The organism is Mesorhizobium sp. ISC25, from assembly GCF_042295465.1.
GTDB lineage: Bacteria > Pseudomonadota > Alphaproteobacteria > Rhizobiales > Rhizobiaceae > Mesorhizobium.
The window spans coordinates 5,552,977-5,569,911 of the sequence record NZ_CP135441.1 but is presented as its reverse complement, the minus strand read 5'-3'; the positions used below and the strand labels follow the sequence as shown (position 1 = coordinate 5,569,911).

The following is a 16,935-nucleotide window of genomic DNA, read 5'->3' as shown; positions in this document are numbered from 1 at the left end:
AACGAAAATAAGGAGTGAGTAAAATGAAGACGTTGTGGAAAGCGCTTTGCGCTGCCGCGATGGTCGGTATGACCATGCTGTCCGCTCAGGCGGAAGAAAAGACCATTACCATAGGCACGATGTCCTGGGAGGACCTCACCCCCATCACCGGCATCACCAAGAAGGTGCTCGAAGACTCCGGCTACACCGTCAAGGTGGTGCCTTTCTCCGAGTGGGGCATCGCCTATGCCGCCCTAGCCAAGGGCGACGTCCAGATCCTCGCCTCGCAGACTGACTATGTCGCCCAGGACTACTGGGACAAGAACAAGAAAAAGCTGGAGAAGATCTCGCCGGTTTCCCATGGCCTGTTCCAGGGTGTGGCGGTGCCGAAATACGTGCCGATCGACTCCATGGACCAGCTGAACGAAAACGCCGATAAGTTCGGCGGCAAGATCGTCGGCATCGAGCCCGGTTCGGGTCTCATGCGTGATACGGCAAACTCGGTGAAGGCATACGACCTGAAACTGCAGCTCGTCGAAGGCAGCACCGCTGCCATGACCGCAGCGCTCAAGTCGGCCGTCGACCGCAAGGAATGGATCGCGGTCACCATCTGGGAGCCCTCCTGGATGATGCAGAAATATGACGTCAAGTTCCTCAAGGACCCGAAGGCGGTCTTCCCGCCGCCGCAGAGCTACTACTGGATCGGCAAGAAGGGCTTCTCCGCCGACAATCCGCACGCACGCGAAGTGATCGCCAGCGTCTACGTCCCGCTGGCCGATATCACTTCGATCAACTCCACCGTCAACGAGGGCAAGACCATGGACGAGGCCATCAAGGCCTGGACCGACAGTCATGCCGACCTGCTGAAGCGCTGGGAGAACATCTAGACCCAGTAACTGTCGAAACGGCGGGTCGCCGGGTCGGCGGCCCGCCGAGAAACTTCGAAAACATGAAGGCCAACACCAAACCGGCCCGTGGGGAACGCGATGAACGCTGCGATGATGAATGACGCCAGTGAAGTGCTGGTCGACTGCCAGTCGGTGTGGAAGATTTTCGGCGGCCGCGCACAGGCCGCCGTCAAAGCCATATCCGAACGTGGGCTATCCAAGAAGCAGGTGCTGCAGGAGTTCGATTGCGTGGTGGGTGTCTCCGACGCCACCCTCCAGGTCCGGCGCGGCGAGATCTTCTGCGTCATGGGGCTGTCGGGGAGCGGCAAGTCGACGCTGATCCGCCTCCTCAATCGCCTGATCGAACCGAGCCTCGGCAAGATCACCGTGAAAGGCAAGGAGATCGCCAGGCTGAATGCGGCGGAACTGCGCGACATGCGTGCCCGCAACATCGGCATGGTGTTTCAGAGCGTGGCGCTTCTTCCCAACAGAACGGTTCTCGAGAACGCCGCCTTCGGTCTCGAGGTGCGGGGCGTTGCCAAAGACGAGCGCAACCGGATCGCCCGCGCAACCCTCGAAAAGGTCGGGCTTGCCGACTGGACGTCGCGCTATCCCAAAGAACTGTCCGGCGGCATGCAGCAGCGCGTCGGCCTCGCCCGGGCGCTGGCCGCAGACCCTGAAATCATCCTCATGGACGAGCCGTTCAGCGCGCTTGACCCGCTTATCCGCCGCCAACTGCAAGACGAATTTCGCAACCTCACCAAGTCGCTCGGCAAGTCTGCCGTGTTCATCACCCACGACCTCGAGGAAGCCATCCGCATCGGCGACCGCATCGCCATCATGAAGGATGGTGTCATCGTCCAGGTCGGAACGGCTGAGGAAATCGTCACCAAACCTGCCGACGACTACGTCTCCGATTTCGTGGCAGGCATATCCAGGATCCACCTGGTCAAGGCTCACACCGTCATGCGGCCGGTAGCAGAGTTTAAGAGTTCGCAGCCGCAGTGCGATGTGAACGCGCTGCTTCGCACTTCGCCGGAGGCCGACATTGGCGAACTCATCGACCTCACCATGCAGTCCGATCGCGACGCGGTCGCGGTCGTCGAGAATGGCACCGTCGTCGGTGTCGTCACCATCCGTGGCTTGCTCCGCGGTGTCGCTGGGGCGCCTGCGGGAGAGCTTGCCGCGGCATAATTCGGGAGCAGCGAAATGGATACGTCATTCATTGCGGACACTTTCGACAGCTGGACCGACGACGCGCTCGGCTGGATCAGCGACAACGGCGAATGGTTGTTCGACTCTCTCAGGGCGGTGCTTGAAGGGACCTACGACGGCGTCCTGTGGCTCCTGCAACTCGCACCGTTCTACGTGATCGCGATCATCGCGGCGCTGCTCGGATGGCGATTGATCAATGCCCTGGCAGGCGTTCTCGCGGGCCTTGCCTTGATCTTCTGCGCAGTCATGGGGCTCTGGACCGAAACCATGAGCACATTGGCGCTGGTGACCACGGCCACGATCCTCGCCCTTGTCGTCGGCATTCCCGTCGGGATCGTAGCGGGCTTCGTCAGGTCGTTCGACCGATTTCTCGAGCCAGTGCTCGACCTGATCCAGACGCTTCCGCCCTATATCTACCTGCTTCCGGCGATCGCGCTCCTGGGCTATGGGCCGGCGACCGCGCTCGTGGCCACCATCATCGTCGCCATGCCGCCCGCCATCCGGCTCACGTCGCTGGGCATCCGGATGACGCCGCACGAATTTATCGAGCTTGGCCAGGCAAGCGGCCTGACGCCATGGCAGATGTTCATCAAGATCAGGCTGCCTTTCGCCATCCCAAGCGTGATGGCCGGGATCAACCAGAGCCTGATGATGGCGTTCGGCATGGTGGTCATCGCCGGCATCGTCGGCTCGGGCGGTCTCGGAGAGACAATCTACACAGCCGTGCGCACGCTCGACATCGCCACGTCGATCAACGCCGCGATCGCGATCGTCATCCTGACCATGGTGCTCGATAGGCTCACGCAGAGCGCGGCGCACCGCGCCGAGGGAGGCGTAAGATGAACCTTGATCTGTTGCGATTTTCGCCGGGCGCCTACCTTGCTCCTGCCGTGGATTGGCTGAACAAGAACTTCCATCCATTTTTCGAGGCGGTGACGAAGCTGATCGAGGCCGTCTTGAGTGGTATCGAAACCGTTCTGCTCTACCCGCCGCCTTTTGCGACGATCCTCGTGGCTGTCCTACTCGCCGCGTTCCTCGTCAGCGTGCGGGTCTCGGTGATAACAGGCATCGCGCTCGCGTTCTGCCTGCTGGCGGGCTTTTGGGCGGCCTCGATGCAGACGCTGGCGCTGGTGACGGTGGCGGCGATCATTTCCGTGTCGATCGCCTTCCCGCTCGGCATCCTGGCATCACGCTACAGAAAATTTGAGGCCGCGATCCGACCCGTGCTGGACATCATGCAGACCGTGCCGCCGTGGGTCTATCTCATTCCCGCGGTCATGATCTTCAGCCTCGGCCGCGTTCCGGCGATCATTGCGACGATCGTCTACGGCATACCTCCGATGCTGCGCCTGACCACTCTGGCCTTCAACCAGGTGCCCAAAGACCTGCTGGAGCTCGGCCAAGCTACTGGCGCCTCGCCGCGGTCGATTCTGTTCAAGATCGAAATCCCCTCGGCCACCCCGACACTGCTGGTCGGCCTCAACCAGTGCATCCTGTTGTCCCTTGCCATGGTCGTCCTGGCCGGCCTCGTTGGAGCTGGCGGCCTCGGAGCCGAGGTGACGCGGGGATTGACGCGGATGGAAATGGGTCTGGGCCTGCGGGCCGGACTGTCGATCGTCGCCGTCGCCATCCTCCTCGACAGGGTCTCAAGGGGCGTGCTGCAGCGCAGCCAGGCGCCCGGCGCAGCGAAGGCCACCTGAACCACCAAAGGACAATGCCATGCGCCGCAGTTTCTTCTGTATCGATGCCCACACCTGCGGCAATCCGGTGCGGCTCGTCGCGGCAGGCGGTCCCTTGCTGCCCCACATCCCGATCGCCGAACGACGCGAACTGTTCGTGCGCGATCATGATTGGATCCGGCAGGCATTGATGTTCGAGCCGCGCGGACACGACATCATGTCGGGTGCGATCATCTATCCTGCCTACGGTGATGACTGTGACTTCGCCGTGATCTTCATCGAAGTCAGCGGCTGCCTGCCGATGTGTGGCGCCGGCACGATCGGCCTTGTGACCGCCGCAATCGAAGAGGGCCTCGTGACGCCGCGCGTCCCCGGCAAGCTCTCCATCGAAACTCCGGCTGGCAGGGTCGATATCCAATACGAAAAGCCCGGCGAGTTCGTGGACTCCGTCCGGATGTTCAACGTTGCCAGCTATCTGCATGCAGCGGACGTCGCCGTCGATGTCCCCGGTCTCGGCCGGCTCGTCGTCGACGTCGCCTATGGCGGCAACTACTACGCCGTCGTCGAGCCGCAAGAGTCTTGGCCGGGCCTAGACGGCATGTCGGCGAGCGACATCGTCGGTCTCAGCCGCAGCCTTCGCGACGCGCTCGAACCCGTCTGCGATCCGGTCCATCCCGAAGACGAAAGAATCCGCGGCGTGCACCACGCCGTCTGGTGCGACAAGCCCTCGGGCGGTAATGCCGACGGCCGCGGCGCCGTATTCTACGGCGACAAGGCGATCGACCGTTCCCCGGGCGGCACCGGAACATCAGCTCGCATCGCGCAACTCTATGGCAAGGGACGATTGAAAGTCGGCGATAGCTTCCGCCAGGAAAGCCTGATCGGTACGGTGTTCGAAGGCCGCGTCGAGGCGGAGGCCGACATAGGCCGCTTCAAGGGCATCAAGCCCAGTGTCGGCGGCTGGGCGCGGATCATCGGCCACAACACCATATTCGTCGATGAACGCGATCCACTGGCCCACGGATTCCAGATCAAGTAGAGGATGCTCACCGCCGCCAGTAAGGCCATCTGAGCATAGCGGCAGAGGAGGTTGGACATGAAACCCGCGAGCGGAAGCGCCCAGACCAGCCGCCTGAAAATCGGCTTTATCCTCGCCCGCTCCTTCACGCTTTCAGCGTTTGCGTTGTTTGTCGATACGCTGCGCCTGGCCAGCGACGAAGCAGACAGATCCGGCAGGGTTTTCGCGGACTGGCAGGTTCTGGGGAGCACCAGGCACCTGATCACCGCCAGCTGCGGCGTGCAGGTCGCGCCGACGTCCGATCTCGTGGATCCCAGCGTGTTCGACTATATTGTCGTCGTCGGGGGGCTGTTGAACAGCGAGTTCCCGGTGGACGACGAAACGGCCCGCTATCTCAAGCGAGCCTCGGCCAGCAAAGTTCCGTTGATCGGGGTCTGCACCGGAACCTTCATCCTGGCAGAGGCCGGCCTGATGAAGTACCATCGGGCCTGCGTGAGTTGGTTGCATTATCAGGCGTTCCGCCAGCGTTTCCCGGACCTCGAAGTCAGGGCAGACCGCATTTTCAACCTCGATCGCACCAGGGGATCTTGTGCCGGTGGCAGCAGCGTGGCGGACATGGCTGCGTCGATCGTGAGGCGCCACATCAGCGAACGAGCCGAGCGAAATGCCCTTGAAGTTTTGCAGATCGATAAGGCGCGCTCTGCCATGCACATCCAACCACGCAGACCGCTTGCCATCGAGTGCAATGAACCGCGGCTGCAGGCGGCGCTGATCATGATGGAGAGCAATATCGAGAATACGCTGTCGATTTCCGAGATCGCGTCATCGGTCGGGCTATCCCGACGGCAACTTGAGCGCTTGTTTATGGAAAAAACGAAGAGCTCTCCGGCACTCATTTACAAGAGGTTGCGGCTTGAACGAGCGAAGCAGTTGCTGCTGGAGACCGGCGTTCCAATGCTCGATATCGCAATCGAGGTTGGCTTCGAAAACGCCTCCCATTTCTCCAGAGCCTTTCGTGAGACCTTTGGTGTGCAGCCGAGCAAAGTGAGATCGGCAATCCCTCGCTAGGGCGCGTTGCGTCACACGTCTGATTTTGCTGCCGACGGAGACGTCCATATGCTCGACGTCCGCTTTCAGGAAATTGAAAAAAACATCTGACCGGCCGACATTGGCGGATATCGTTGAAAAAGTCGGCCGCGTCTCGGCCACGACATCGACTGATGTTAGGTCGTGAGCAGACGTCTTCCGCCTCATGCCGGTTTCGGCATCGGCACCGGAATCAGCTTGGCGAGTTTCCGGAGGTTCTGGGCAGTGGCTGCCAGATGGAACTCGTCTCGAGCACCGTTTGGTCCTCGTAGTCGCAAGCGATCCAGCTTCAGGATGCGCTTGAGGTGGGCAAACAGCATCTCGACCTTCTTCCTCTCGCGACGCGAGGTGACATAGGCGTCGGTGGCGGCAATATCGCGGGCCATGTCCCGCGCACCCTCGTGGATAGAGCGTAGGATCTTGCGGGCTGGACCGTTCGGACAGCATCGAGGCTTGAGGGCGCAGACGTCGCAGTCGAGCTTGCTGGCGCGGTAGCGCATGAAGCCCTCGTCGTCGACACCGTCGCGGGGTGAAACGAACCGCCGACGATACTGCCTGAGCTCCTTGCCGCCTGGACAGGTGTAGAGATCGCGCTCGCGATCATAGCTGAACTCTGCCCGCTCGAAGGTCCCATCGCGACGCTCCGACTTGTCGAAGACCGGGATATGCGGCTCGATGCCGCGCTCGTGCACCAACCAGCCCAACATCTCGGCCGAGCCGTACGCGCTGTCGGCGGCCAGGCGTTCCGGATAGAGGCCGAAGCGATCCTGGGCGCGATCGATCATGGTGCGTGCCGCGCCGACTTCCGCCTGGCGTATGGCCCGGCTTGCCTCGACGTCCACGATGACGGCGTGATCCAGGTCGATCAGATAGTTGGTGGCGTAGGCGAAGAAGGCATGCCCCTTCATCGCTCCCGTCCACTGAGCCGCCGGGTCGGACCTCGATATGAACTTCGGCTTCACCTCGCTCGCTGCACCCCACGCGGCATCGTCCAACGTGTCGAGATACTCCTGTACCGAGCGGCGCGTTGCCGCCATCGTCTCCCAGTCGACCTGCTCCGATCCCTCGGCAGAGCGCTGCTTGTTCGCGTCCGCCCTGATGAGGCTGGCATCGACGGCGAAGCCCTCGTTGCCGACGAGACCTTCTTCGATGCAACGGCGCACCGTCGTCTCGAAGAGTTCGCGCAGCAGATCGCTGTCGCGAAAGCGGCCGTGCCGGTTCTTCGAGAAGGTGGAATGATCGGGGACATCACCCTCCAGGCCAAGCCGGCAAAACCAGCGATAGGCGAGATTCAGATGCACTTCCTCGCAAAGCCGGCGCTCGGAACGGATGCCGAAGCAGTAGCCGACGATTAGCATCCGGATCATCAGTTCCGGATCGATCGAGGGCCTACCGATCTCGCTGTAGAACGGCCGCAGATGCGAGCGTAGCCCCGACAGGTCGACGAAGCGGTCGATCGAGCGCAACAGATGGTCAGCAGGGACGTGACGCTCGATGCTGAACTCGTAGAACAGCGCCTCCTGCATCACCGTCGGTTCGCCCATCATCGACTCAATCTCCTTTACCAAGGAGATTGAATCAGTGCTTCAGAGCTGCTTCAAGCCGGAGTTTTTCAACACAATCGGCGCAAAGCTGCCACATGCGCGGGCGAATTCCAGTGCTTGAGGCAGTCGCGATCAATTAGATGTGCCTCAAGACCCTGCAGCGTCGAACACCGCAGCGCGATCCGCCCGTAGCCCACCTTCACAAGTAGTCCTTCCTTGCACATCCGGGACAGGCAACACCGAGGTATTCCTGCATTCGTCAGATCATAGGTCCGCACTTCACCGCCCTTGCGCACGAGAGCGACAGCTCGGTCGCGAAGTGACGGTTGGAGATCACCAGCAAGGCGAAGTGCGTCCGCGCGGTCTCGGTCGCGTTTTCGCGCCTTGAGTTCTCGGGGCGAATTTTGGCGAAGGGGCTATAGAGAATTCGTAATTCGCGGCTTCGCCGATCCCGGCGAGCCACCGCCTTTTCCACTCCACGGTTCGCTTTTGTACACAGGCGTGCGAATTTTCCCGTGTTTCAGCCCCCTTCGCTTCAGCAGAGATGGCTGGCGAAACGGCGAAGGAAGCGATGGAGAGCAAATGGTGTAGCGCCCTGCCCGCCTGGCCACGAAAGCCCGCGTAATTCGGTGCCCAATATGGCGAATAGACCTGCATACAGCAGGATTTGGGCCGCGTGCCGACCGACGGCGCTCGGCTCTTAGGAGCGAAAGCTGCCGTTTAAGGATTTGGCGCGGCGCGAGAGGGACCAGACACTTCAAAAGGCGGCGTTCAAGGCGGTGCCCGGTTCGAGCTCACTTTGGCTTTTGACTCATGAGCGACTGCGACGCTTGCCCCGCATCCGAGCCTTCATGGATACTGTCGGCCAAGCGATTGCGACGCAACGAGCGGTTCTCGATCAATGCGGGAACGCCTGATGGTCAACTCTTGCGGACGCCCAACGGACGCTGGTAGCGCGCGCCGACCGTGGCGAGGATCAAAACGGCGCCGGCAAATAGCTGCTGGGTGTAGGCCGGCCCTCCGACAATTAGCAGGCCGACACTGCCTGTCTCGATGAGATAGACGCCGATCAGCGTGCCTACGATGTGAAACGAGCGTTGGCTCAGCGTAACCGATCCCAGGAACGACGCGGCAAAAGTGGGCAGCAGAAAGCCGGTGCCGAACTGCGGCGTAAGCGATCCCTGCCTCGAGGTATAGACGAAACCGGCGAGCGCGCCGAGTGCGCCCGCCACGACAAAGGCCAGCATCACCCTGCGCTTGACGTCGATGCCCGACATTCGGCTCGCCGCCCGGTTGCCGCCGGTCGCATAGAGGTGACGGCCGGTCTTTGTGTATCCAAGGATCACAATTAGCACCACCGCAACAAACGCGAGATAGAAGACGGGCGCCTGCAGGCCCCAGAGCGACCAACTGCCTACGAAAAGAAACTGGTCGGTGAAGCCGGTGAATATGATTGAGTTGCCGGTGATCCACAGCGTCATGCCGTCGAGCAGGCTCGACACGCCGATCGTGGCGATCAATGCGGGGATTTCGAAATGCGTGATCAACACGCCGTTGACCATGCCGATCAGGATGCCGCTGGCGACGACGGCAAGAACGATCGGCAGGACCGGCCAGCCGAGATCAGTACCCAGCACCGCGGCGAGCGCGCCGCCGAATGACGCGGCCGCGGCAATCGACAGATCGAACTCGCCGACGATCAGCACGACGGTCAGGCCACAGCCGAGAATGGCGAGCACCGCGCCATCATTGAGAATGGAATTGAAGTTGTCGTGCGACAGGAAAGCCTGGGGTTCCGCCGCGCCGAAAACAAACACCAGGGCGGCAAAGAAAATGATCGGCATCAGGCTACCGAGATCGAGACTGCGCCGAAAGGCCACTGTCTTGATGCGCCCGCCCAACTCCTCGCTTCCAGCTGATGCGACAGGCAAGTCCATAGGGGTCAGTCCTTTCCACGTTCGGCCAGCAAGGCATGCAGGATCCTCTCCTTGCTCACCTCGATGCCGCGATATTCGCCAGTAATCTTGCCCTCGCCGAGCAGGAGGACCCGGTGCGCGAGAGCCTCGATCTCTTCCAGTTCCGATGACGCGAAGACGACACCGATGCCTTCGCTTGCAAGACCACGGATAATCTCGTGGATCTCGCCCTTGGATCCGATGTCGACACCGTGCGTCGGCTCGTCGAGAAGAAGAATCCGGGGGCTGCCGGAAATCCAGCGGCCGAGCAGCACTTTCTGCTGGTTGCCGCCCGACAGCTGGCTCATCTGTGCGTCGATACCGGGCATGCGAACGGCGAGCCGCGTCGTGAAAGTGACGGCTGTGGTGCGCTCGGTTGCCGGCTTGAGGAGACAATTGCGCCGATAGCGGCTGAGCCAGGGCAGTGTCACATTCTGCCAGATCGGCATGGTCTGCACAAAGCCGTCCTGCTGCCTGTCCTCGGTGAGCAGCGCGATGCCACAACGCAGTGCGTCAGCGGGGCTCGCCAACTTTGTCGGCACACCATCAACCGCCACCTCGCCGCCGACAGTCTGGCGAGCCCCAAAGAGCATGTGCAAAAGCCGCGTTCGCCCGGATCCACCGAGACCGGCCAAACCGAGGATCTCACCGCGCGCCAGCGAAAACGAAATGTCGCGAAGCTTGCCGTCGCTTAGCCCGCGCACCTCCAGGACCGGCTTGGATGCGCTCCTGGGCGACGGACCCGACCGTCGGCCGAATAGATGTTCCAGCGACGAGCCGACAATGAGTTCGGCAATGCTGCGCTGTGTCTGTCCCTCGACCGGCAACGTCGCGATCTTTCGACCATCCCGCAAAACGGTCACCCGATCCGCCAAGCGGAAAATCTCTTCGAGCCGGTGACTGACACAGACAATGGCAACGCCGCCGTGGCGCAGTCGCTGGATGACCTCGTGAAGAATTCTTACCTCCGGCTCGGAGAGCGAAGCCGTGACCTCGTCGAGGACGAGGATACGAGGATTGCGTTTCAGCGCCCTGGCGACAGCCACGAGTTGTCGCTCGTGCGGCCTGAGCAGTTCCAGTCTTTGCCGCGGATCGACGACAAGGCCGACCCGGGCAAGGTCATCACTCGCGATGCGATGCGCCGCACGCCAGTCGATCAACCCCGCCTTGCCCTTGGCGAAGGGCACGCCGAGAAAAAGATTCTCCGTGATTGATAGAGTGGGAACGAACATCGGAACCTGATGGACGAACCCAACGCCTGCTTCCATCGCCTGCGCGGGATGGGCAAAGCGCACCGCCCGTCCGGCCAAAATGATCTCGCCGGACTCCGGGATGTGGTCGCCGGCAAGCACACGGATCAGCGTGGACTTGCCGGCTCCATTTTCGCCCACCAGGGCATGTATCTCGCCTGCATGAAGTTCCAGACTTACGCGATCGACAACCTTGATCGGTCCAAACGACTTGGTGACGTCGCGCAATTCCAGTACCGGGCGCGCTTGGCCATTGTCTGGGGCTAATGCAGGGAGAGCTGCCATGGGACTTAGTTCGCGGCGGCTGCGGCTGCCCACATCTTGGTGTAGTAGGACTTGAAGTCGAAGTTGAAGTCGTATTTGAGATCCTTGCCCGGAACGTTGCTGGCTTCGGTTATCTGCAACGGAAAGTCCTTGTTGACCCCCACTTCCGCCTTGTTAAGCGCCCTGTTGCATTCGTCGATGCCCGCCCACGCCACCCACTCAAGCCCCCAGCTCATGGTTGCCACCTGCGGACCGCCCTTGCGGATGTCGGCATATGCAACTTCCTCGCCATCGAAGCTGACGCCCTTGATCTCGGTTCTGTCGCGCTGCTGGGCAGTCTGCAGAAGCGGGGTAAGGGTCTCGTCGAAAGGCGCGATCACCCATTTGAACGAATCCTTTGGGTAGCGGGTCAGGAGCGCCTGCATCTTGGTGATCTCCCCTGGCCCGCCCTGGGCAAGCGAGAAATCCTCCTCGTGGATGATCTTTGCCGACGACCCTCCATATTGCTCGATGAATTTCTTGAAGCCGTTGATGCGAACCGTCAGCTGCGGATCTTGCGGCGCGTTGAACACAACGATGCCCCCGCCGCCATGGGCGATGATGTATGCGCCGAGTATCGAGCCTGCCGCCGCATAGTCGAGGCCGTAGCCGACATCGCCGCCGAATTCGCGCGGATCATCGGAGAAGCCAGTGACAAACGCGATCCCCTTCCCTTTGCCGCGTGTGATCTGGGCTTTGATGTCGCGAGCCGGTGATGCCAGCGTCAACACGCAGTTGACACCCTTGTTGATGGCGGCATCGACGCCTTTTTGTGCAACCGCTGGGTCGCCCTTGTTGTCGATGGGAAAGGCTTCCCAGCCGATGGCCTTGGCGGCGTCCGCCGCCGACTGGTAGAGGTATTGGCACACCGCATAGGCCAGTGGACAAGGCATGATCGCGACCTTGCCGCCCTTGATCGGCGCCGGCGAGATGTCGCTCCCGCTCCAGGCGACGCCGCCAACGTCGAGCGGCGCCTTCGACATTTTGCTCAGAAGCGCCGCGCCGACCACCTTGTTGGCGTAGCCGAGGTCGTCGGCCCTTGAATTATCCGCAACCCAGGTGGAAGCGATGGTCAGCGCCGCAGCCGTAACGATCAACGGTCGCAGTGACCTGCTTAAGAAATTCGATTTGGACATGGTTACCCTCCTTGTTGTTGTGTTCCCGATGACGTTGCGTGCCCGACATCCGGTCCCCGGTGACAGGCACGAACTCTTGCCAGCCGTTCGCGGTAGGCAGCCGACATCTGCGTCGGCAGCCACATATGCCCGTAGTCGATGTTTGCACTCGCGGCCGCGACGCCAGGCAGGGCGGCGAGCACGCTTTCGGCCGTAATCTTGAAGAATGCTCCCATCATGCAGCCGGGCTCGGTGATGTAGAGCGTCACGCGAATGTGTGCGCCGTCGCTGCGCGGCTCGATCTCGATCGGCCCCACCAGCCCCATCGAAACCAGACCCGCCGGTGCGCCAGCCGATCGGCTGCACGGATCGACGACGGTCTCCAGCGCCAGCCTGACCTGGGCTGCCGAAATCGGATCAGGCTGCATGTTTGCGCAGCTCCGACCATTGCGGCGCCAGGCGCCGCGGTTTGGCGAACTCGTCATTGGCTATCGCCGACTTTGTCGCCTGAACATCGAGGCCGAGGAGGCGAGCCGCATTGAGACCAAGGATGCCGCGCTTCACCTCGTCGGTCAGCGGTGGAAAGCCGTAGCCGTCGATCAGGTCCTGGGGCATCTCGAAGCGCCAGAACGCTTCCTCGAAATCCCGCGAATGGATCATGAGCCCGCCGATGGCCCACAGGATCCTGTCCGTCGCGCCGGCCGCCATGAGCGTCCCGAGGATCTCGGCGAACTTGCGTGGCGCCTTCAACAGCAGGCCCGTGGTCCCCTCGGTGCTCACCGTGATGTTGGGATGCCATTGCAGAAGTGACACGGTCTCTTCCATGAAGGCCCAGCCGCCATGCACGATCTCGAATGTCAGTTCGGGAAATGCCCGGGCAGCCGCACCCACCTCGAAGGGAAAATACGGCTCGATCGGCACCGGCCCCATGACGATCGCCTTGTGAATGGCAACCATGCGCAGCCCGCGCTTACGCACCCGTTCGAAGATCGGATACATCAGCTCGGCATCATCCATGCCGAACGACCGAAGCTTCCCGTCGATCATGTCGTGCGGGTAAAGCTTGATGCCTGAAATCTTGTGCTTCTCGACCAATTCGTCGATGCGGTCGAGCACGCCGTCCTGATGCGGCGAGATACCGCCGTAGAGAAACACGCGTCCGGGCCAGCGGTCGCGCATCCCCTCGCCAATCGCCAGCGGCGAGCCGCCATCCTTGAAATAGCCGTAGAGCGGGAGCTCGTGATAAATGACGGCATCGGTGTGGCTTTCGCCGAAGATTGAATGCCCGGTGACGTCGACATCGCAGATCCTGTTGTCGAATGTGTCGCGATCGAGAAGCAGATCCGGCCGGTTGGGCGGCGAGAACTCCCGGTGCATCTGGAACACGCCATCTGCGATGCCGTTGGCATAGGGTTGTCCGATGCGGTTTGCCTGACGAAAATTGTAGGCATGGCAAATCGCATCCAAAACGAAAACGTCGTTCAGCATCTTGTCCCTCGATAAGCTTGACCGCCTCTTCGGCGATGTCAGACGAGATCGGTGGGCCGCTTGCCAACTGCATCGATCACCTGACTGAAGCTCAACCATCGCAGAAGAACAGCCGCGGCTGGTAGCGCCGTGTTGGCGGCCTGGCGTTGCCCTTGCGGCAACGCAATCCCGCTGCCCCCGAGGTTTGCCCAGTCCGGCCGGTGATACGTTCTGGGCAACACGGCAAGGCCAACATTGCGCTACCACCATGCACGCCCGGACAGGCATCCTTGCTGGCGAAAACATCGTCGGCCGCTGACACCTATTCAGAAGCCGTCGCTGCTGCCGTTGCCGGTGTCATCAGCAGTCCTGCCGGGCTGACGAGGGCTTCGGCAATCGCCTCATCAGATGGAGACGTGGAATGCCGACGGCGAAACTTAGCACCGGAGAAATCCACTATGACGTCTACGGCGAAGGTCCGCCGCTGCTGATGGTCGCCGGCCTGGGCGGGTTGGGCGCCTACTGGCAGCCGCAAATTCGTCAGTTCTCGAAAGACTTCCGCGTGATCGTCCACGACCACCGAGGAACCGGACGCAGCAGCCGGTCGGAAATCGACTATTCCGTCGGGCAGATGGCCGACGATCTTCTTGGGCTCATGGACCACCTGAAGCTCGATAAGGCACACCTTGTCGGCCATTCCACAGGCGGTGCGATAGGACAGGTCCTGGCGATCGATCATCCCGAGCGCATAGACAGGCTGGTGCTCTATGCCACCTGGACGAAGTGCGACGCATTCATGCGTCGCGTCTTCGAATGCCGAAAGGCCCTGCTGAAATCGCCAACCGCCGCCGAATATATCAGCGCCACGGCGTTCTTCCTGTTTCCCGACTGGTGGATCAACCAGAACGCGGTGATGCTCGATGCAGCTGATGCCGCATCGCTGCCATCTTTCCCGTCAGCGACGATCGCGGCGAGCCGCTGCGATGCGGTGATGAACTTCGACCGCGAGCAGGATCTGGGTCGGATTTCAGCGCCGACCCTGGTGCTTTGCGCGCAGGATGATTTCCTGACGCCCGCATATTTTTCTCGACAGCTGGCGCAGCTGATCCCAAACGCGCGGCTACAGATCATGCCGCGCGGCGGGCATGCCTGCTCTCAGGTCCTGCCGGAAGAATTCATCGCCGCGGTCCTGCCATTTCTTCATGAAGACCGCCCCAGGCCTTTCGGATCGGTATCTCAGCTTTATGAAGGCACCGACTGATCACGGTCCCTCTTGATATTCAGCAAACAAACGACAAACGCGACAGCCAGCGCTGCCAGAGCCACGAGCAGGATGGCGAGCAAATCCGGGTTGGCCACCAGGATCATGGCGGCAATGGGAGGGGCCGCGGCCTGTGCGAGCAGGCCCACCGAGGCCAAACGACCCATGATGCTCGGGTAGCGAGCGGCGCCGAAGATGGACAGCGGCACGGTGCCGCGCGCGATCGAACCGATCCCCGCACCGGCCCCGTAAATGACCAGAGCCAGCCACACCAGCGATGGACCCAGAAGCAGAATCGCAAGCCCGAGCAAGATCAACATCGCAGCCGCCAGCAGCGTCCAAAGTGGATCGTAACGGTGGCCAACCGCGACCTCGATGAATCTCGCCAGGACCTGCGAAGGCCCGATCAATGCGGCCAGCCCAACCGCCGTATCCGCCGCTAGACCGTTCCCGGTCAGTATGGCGATGATATGAACCGACAAGACGGCCGCGATCGTACTTATTGTGGTCAGTGCCGCCGCCATCATCAAGAAACTGGGCCGCTCGGACAATGCCAAGAGCGGCGATGTTCCAGCCTCGCCACCGGTGTCCAAAACCTCGGGCGAGCTATGATTGGGAACCATCAGCAAATGGAGCGGCAAGGCAACCAGCAGATGCAGCGCAACGTAGACGAGGCAGACGCCGCGCCAGCCGGTATAATGCAGGATCACGGCGCTCATGGGCCAGGTGATCGTGCTGGAGAAACCCGCAATCAGCGTCAGGGAGGCAACAAGGCTTCGTGCGCCGCGGCCATAGATGGAGCCCAACGCCGCAAAGGCGGCATCATACAAGCCGGCCGCCATGCCGAAACCAAGCAAGATCCAGGCAACAAGATAGATTTCCAGGCTGGATGCCCAGGCCATGACGGCCATGCCCAATGCCATCGCGATCGATCCGGCGGCGAGGACGTTCCTCCCGCCATATTTTCGTATGGCCGAGCCCAGTTTAAGGGATACCAGGGCAGCTGACAGCAGACCTACCGAAAGTCCTGCGGCGACCCACGGCAGCGGCCAGGATGTGTCCTTGGCAATTGGCTGGGCCAGGACTGCCAGCAGGTAGAAGGTCGAGCCCCAATTGATGATCTGGGTGGCGCCCAGCCCCATGACCACAGGCCAGCGTCTCTCCGATCTCGTCATTTTCGCTTTGCGCTCTTAGGCCGGATTCGATGGTCGACTGACTTGCTCCGCTCTCATGCCACCGCGTGCAGGCGTTTCTTGCGCGGGTTATGCGATGCCGGCGCGGAGCTTTTCAGAAAATTCAGAAACTCGCGCGCCGCGAGCGGCAAACGGCGGCTTTCATGGGTGCAGAATTCCACGCATGCCAACTCCATTTCGGTTTCCGCGAGTGGCACCGCCACGAGGGAGCCGGCCGCGCAATCCCGCGCCACGGCGAAATAAGGCATCAGGGTAAAGGCAATTCCCTGCCGCGCGATGGATGCCGTCATCTGGATCGAGTTGGTCGTCGCAAGAACCCGCAGCACCGTTCCCTGGCTTTCAAGGATGCGATCGACCAGGCGGCGCACGCCGAAGGTCGTATCCGGCAAGGCGGCTTTGAATTCCGTCAACTCCGACAACGTAACCGAGTTGCGATTGGCGAGCGGGTGACCTGGGGCCACGATCGCCTGCACCGGCTCGGACCAGCCGCCGCTGTTGACGATGGGCTGTTTGAGAGAGGCGTTGAGCGCGATACCGATCTCGGCCTCGTCGGCGATGAGCGCCTGCACGATACGGTCGGTGCTGGTGATGACGATGTTGAAGGTTATCTCGGGATATTGCTGCGTGAAACGCCCGATTACATCCGGCAGGTAGTTGTCGACCAGCCCCTCGATACACCAGACCGAGACCTCGCCACGCCGCAGTCCCTTCAACTCGTCGATCTGGCTTCTGACGCGCGTGATATCGCGCACGGTCAGCTGCATTTGCTTGGCAAGCAATTCTCCCGCCGGCGTCAGCCGGACACCGTTCGACCGCCGTTCGAGAAGCGCAGTCCCCAGCTCGTGTTCGAGCTTGGCGATCTGACGGCTGATGGCGGACGGCGCGACGTGGACACGCTCGGCCGCCTGGCGAATGGAGCCCGCGAGCGCGGTCTCGAAGAAGTACCTGAGTGCCGTCAGATCCAATCGTTCAACTTCCTGCCG

At 61.6% G+C, this 16,935-nt stretch carries 15 protein-coding genes; 7 read left to right on the top strand and 8 right to left on the bottom strand.

Going from position 1 to position 16,935, the window contains the following annotated elements; all coding sequences use genetic code 11:
* Positions 1-23: 23 nt before the first annotated feature.
* The 6 genes from RQ479_RS27440 (at position 24) to RQ479_RS27415 (ending at position 5,846) form a co-directional block, all read left to right on the top strand.
* The gene (locus RQ479_RS27440; RefSeq protein WP_376703083.1) at positions 24-866 is read left to right on the top strand and encodes a glycine betaine ABC transporter substrate-binding protein; all 843 of its coding nucleotides are present in this window, start codon (positions 24-26) and stop codon (positions 864-866) included.
* Between the two features lie 114 nt (positions 867-980).
* On the top strand, positions 981-2,060 hold the full coding sequence (locus tag RQ479_RS27435) for a glycine betaine/L-proline ABC transporter ATP-binding protein (protein WP_376706027.1): 1,080 nt from the start codon (positions 981-983) through the stop codon (positions 2,058-2,060).
* Positions 2,061-2,075: 15 nt separating this feature from the next.
* A complete protein-coding gene (locus tag RQ479_RS27430; RefSeq protein ID WP_376703082.1) occupies positions 2,076-2,924 on the top strand; it encodes an ABC transporter permease in 849 nt (282 codons plus the stop codon).
* A complete protein-coding gene (locus RQ479_RS27425) occupies positions 2,921-3,781 on the top strand; it encodes an ABC transporter permease (RefSeq protein WP_376703081.1) in 861 nt (286 codons plus the stop codon). Before RQ479_RS27430 ends, RQ479_RS27425 begins: the two co-directional genes overlap by 4 nt.
* A 19-nt stretch (positions 3,782-3,800) precedes the next feature.
* Positions 3,801-4,799 (top strand): 4-hydroxyproline epimerase, encoded by a 999-nt coding sequence (locus RQ479_RS27420; protein WP_376703080.1) that lies wholly within the window; start codon positions 3,801-3,803, stop codon positions 4,797-4,799.
* A 57-nt stretch (positions 4,800-4,856) separates the two neighbouring features.
* Positions 4,857-5,846 carry a GlxA family transcriptional regulator gene (locus RQ479_RS27415; RefSeq protein ID WP_376703079.1) on the top strand — a complete coding sequence of 330 codons (990 nt, stop codon included), beginning with the start codon at positions 4,857-4,859 and terminating at the stop codon, positions 5,844-5,846.
* A gap of 182 nt (positions 5,847-6,028) precedes the next feature.
* Here RQ479_RS27415 and RQ479_RS27410 read toward each other — a convergent pair whose 3' ends face one another.
* The 6 genes from RQ479_RS27410 to RQ479_RS27385 form a co-directional block, all read right to left on the bottom strand.
* A complete protein-coding gene (locus tag RQ479_RS27410) occupies positions 6,029-7,411 on the bottom strand; it encodes an IS1182 family transposase (RefSeq protein WP_376701895.1) in 1,383 nt (460 codons plus the stop codon).
* A gap of 917 nt (positions 7,412-8,328) precedes the next feature.
* Complete coding sequence (locus RQ479_RS27405) at positions 8,329-9,345, bottom strand: ABC transporter permease (RefSeq protein WP_376703078.1); 1,017 nt, start codon at positions 9,343-9,345, stop codon at positions 8,329-8,331.
* 5 nt (positions 9,346-9,350) lie between these two features.
* Positions 9,351-10,898 carry a sugar ABC transporter ATP-binding protein gene (locus tag RQ479_RS27400; RefSeq protein WP_376703077.1) on the bottom strand — a complete coding sequence of 516 codons (1,548 nt, stop codon included), beginning with the start codon at positions 10,896-10,898 and terminating at the stop codon, positions 9,351-9,353.
* 5 nt (positions 10,899-10,903) lie between these two features.
* On the bottom strand, positions 10,904-12,052 hold the full coding sequence (locus RQ479_RS27395) for a sugar ABC transporter substrate-binding protein (protein ID WP_376703076.1): 1,149 nt from the start codon (positions 12,050-12,052) through the stop codon (positions 10,904-10,906).
* Between the two features lie 2 nt (positions 12,053-12,054).
* Positions 12,055-12,459 carry a metal-sulfur cluster assembly factor gene (locus RQ479_RS27390; protein ID WP_376703075.1) on the bottom strand — a complete coding sequence of 135 codons (405 nt, stop codon included), beginning with the start codon at positions 12,457-12,459 and terminating at the stop codon, positions 12,055-12,057.
* Positions 12,449-13,519 carry an amidohydrolase family protein gene (locus tag RQ479_RS27385; protein ID WP_376703074.1) on the bottom strand — a complete coding sequence of 357 codons (1,071 nt, stop codon included), beginning with the start codon at positions 13,517-13,519 and terminating at the stop codon, positions 12,449-12,451. Before RQ479_RS27385 ends, RQ479_RS27390 begins: the two co-directional genes overlap by 11 nt.
* A gap of 400 nt (positions 13,520-13,919) precedes the next feature.
* On the opposite strand from RQ479_RS27385, the gene rutD reads away from it, so the two are divergent.
* Positions 13,920-14,759 (top strand): pyrimidine utilization protein D, encoded by an 840-nt coding sequence (gene rutD, locus RQ479_RS27380; RefSeq protein WP_376703073.1) that lies wholly within the window; start codon positions 13,920-13,922, stop codon positions 14,757-14,759.
* Here rutD and RQ479_RS27375 read toward each other — a convergent pair.
* On the bottom strand, positions 14,741-15,901 hold the full coding sequence (locus RQ479_RS27375; RefSeq protein WP_376706026.1) for an MFS transporter: 1,161 nt from the start codon (positions 15,899-15,901) through the stop codon (positions 14,741-14,743). The two genes, rutD and RQ479_RS27375, sit on opposite strands and share 19 nt — an antisense overlap.
* A gap of 86 nt (positions 15,902-15,987) precedes the next feature.
* A complete protein-coding gene (locus RQ479_RS27370; protein WP_376703072.1) occupies positions 15,988-16,917 on the bottom strand; it encodes a LysR family transcriptional regulator in 930 nt (309 codons plus the stop codon).
* Between the last annotated feature and the right edge of the window lie 18 nt (positions 16,918-16,935).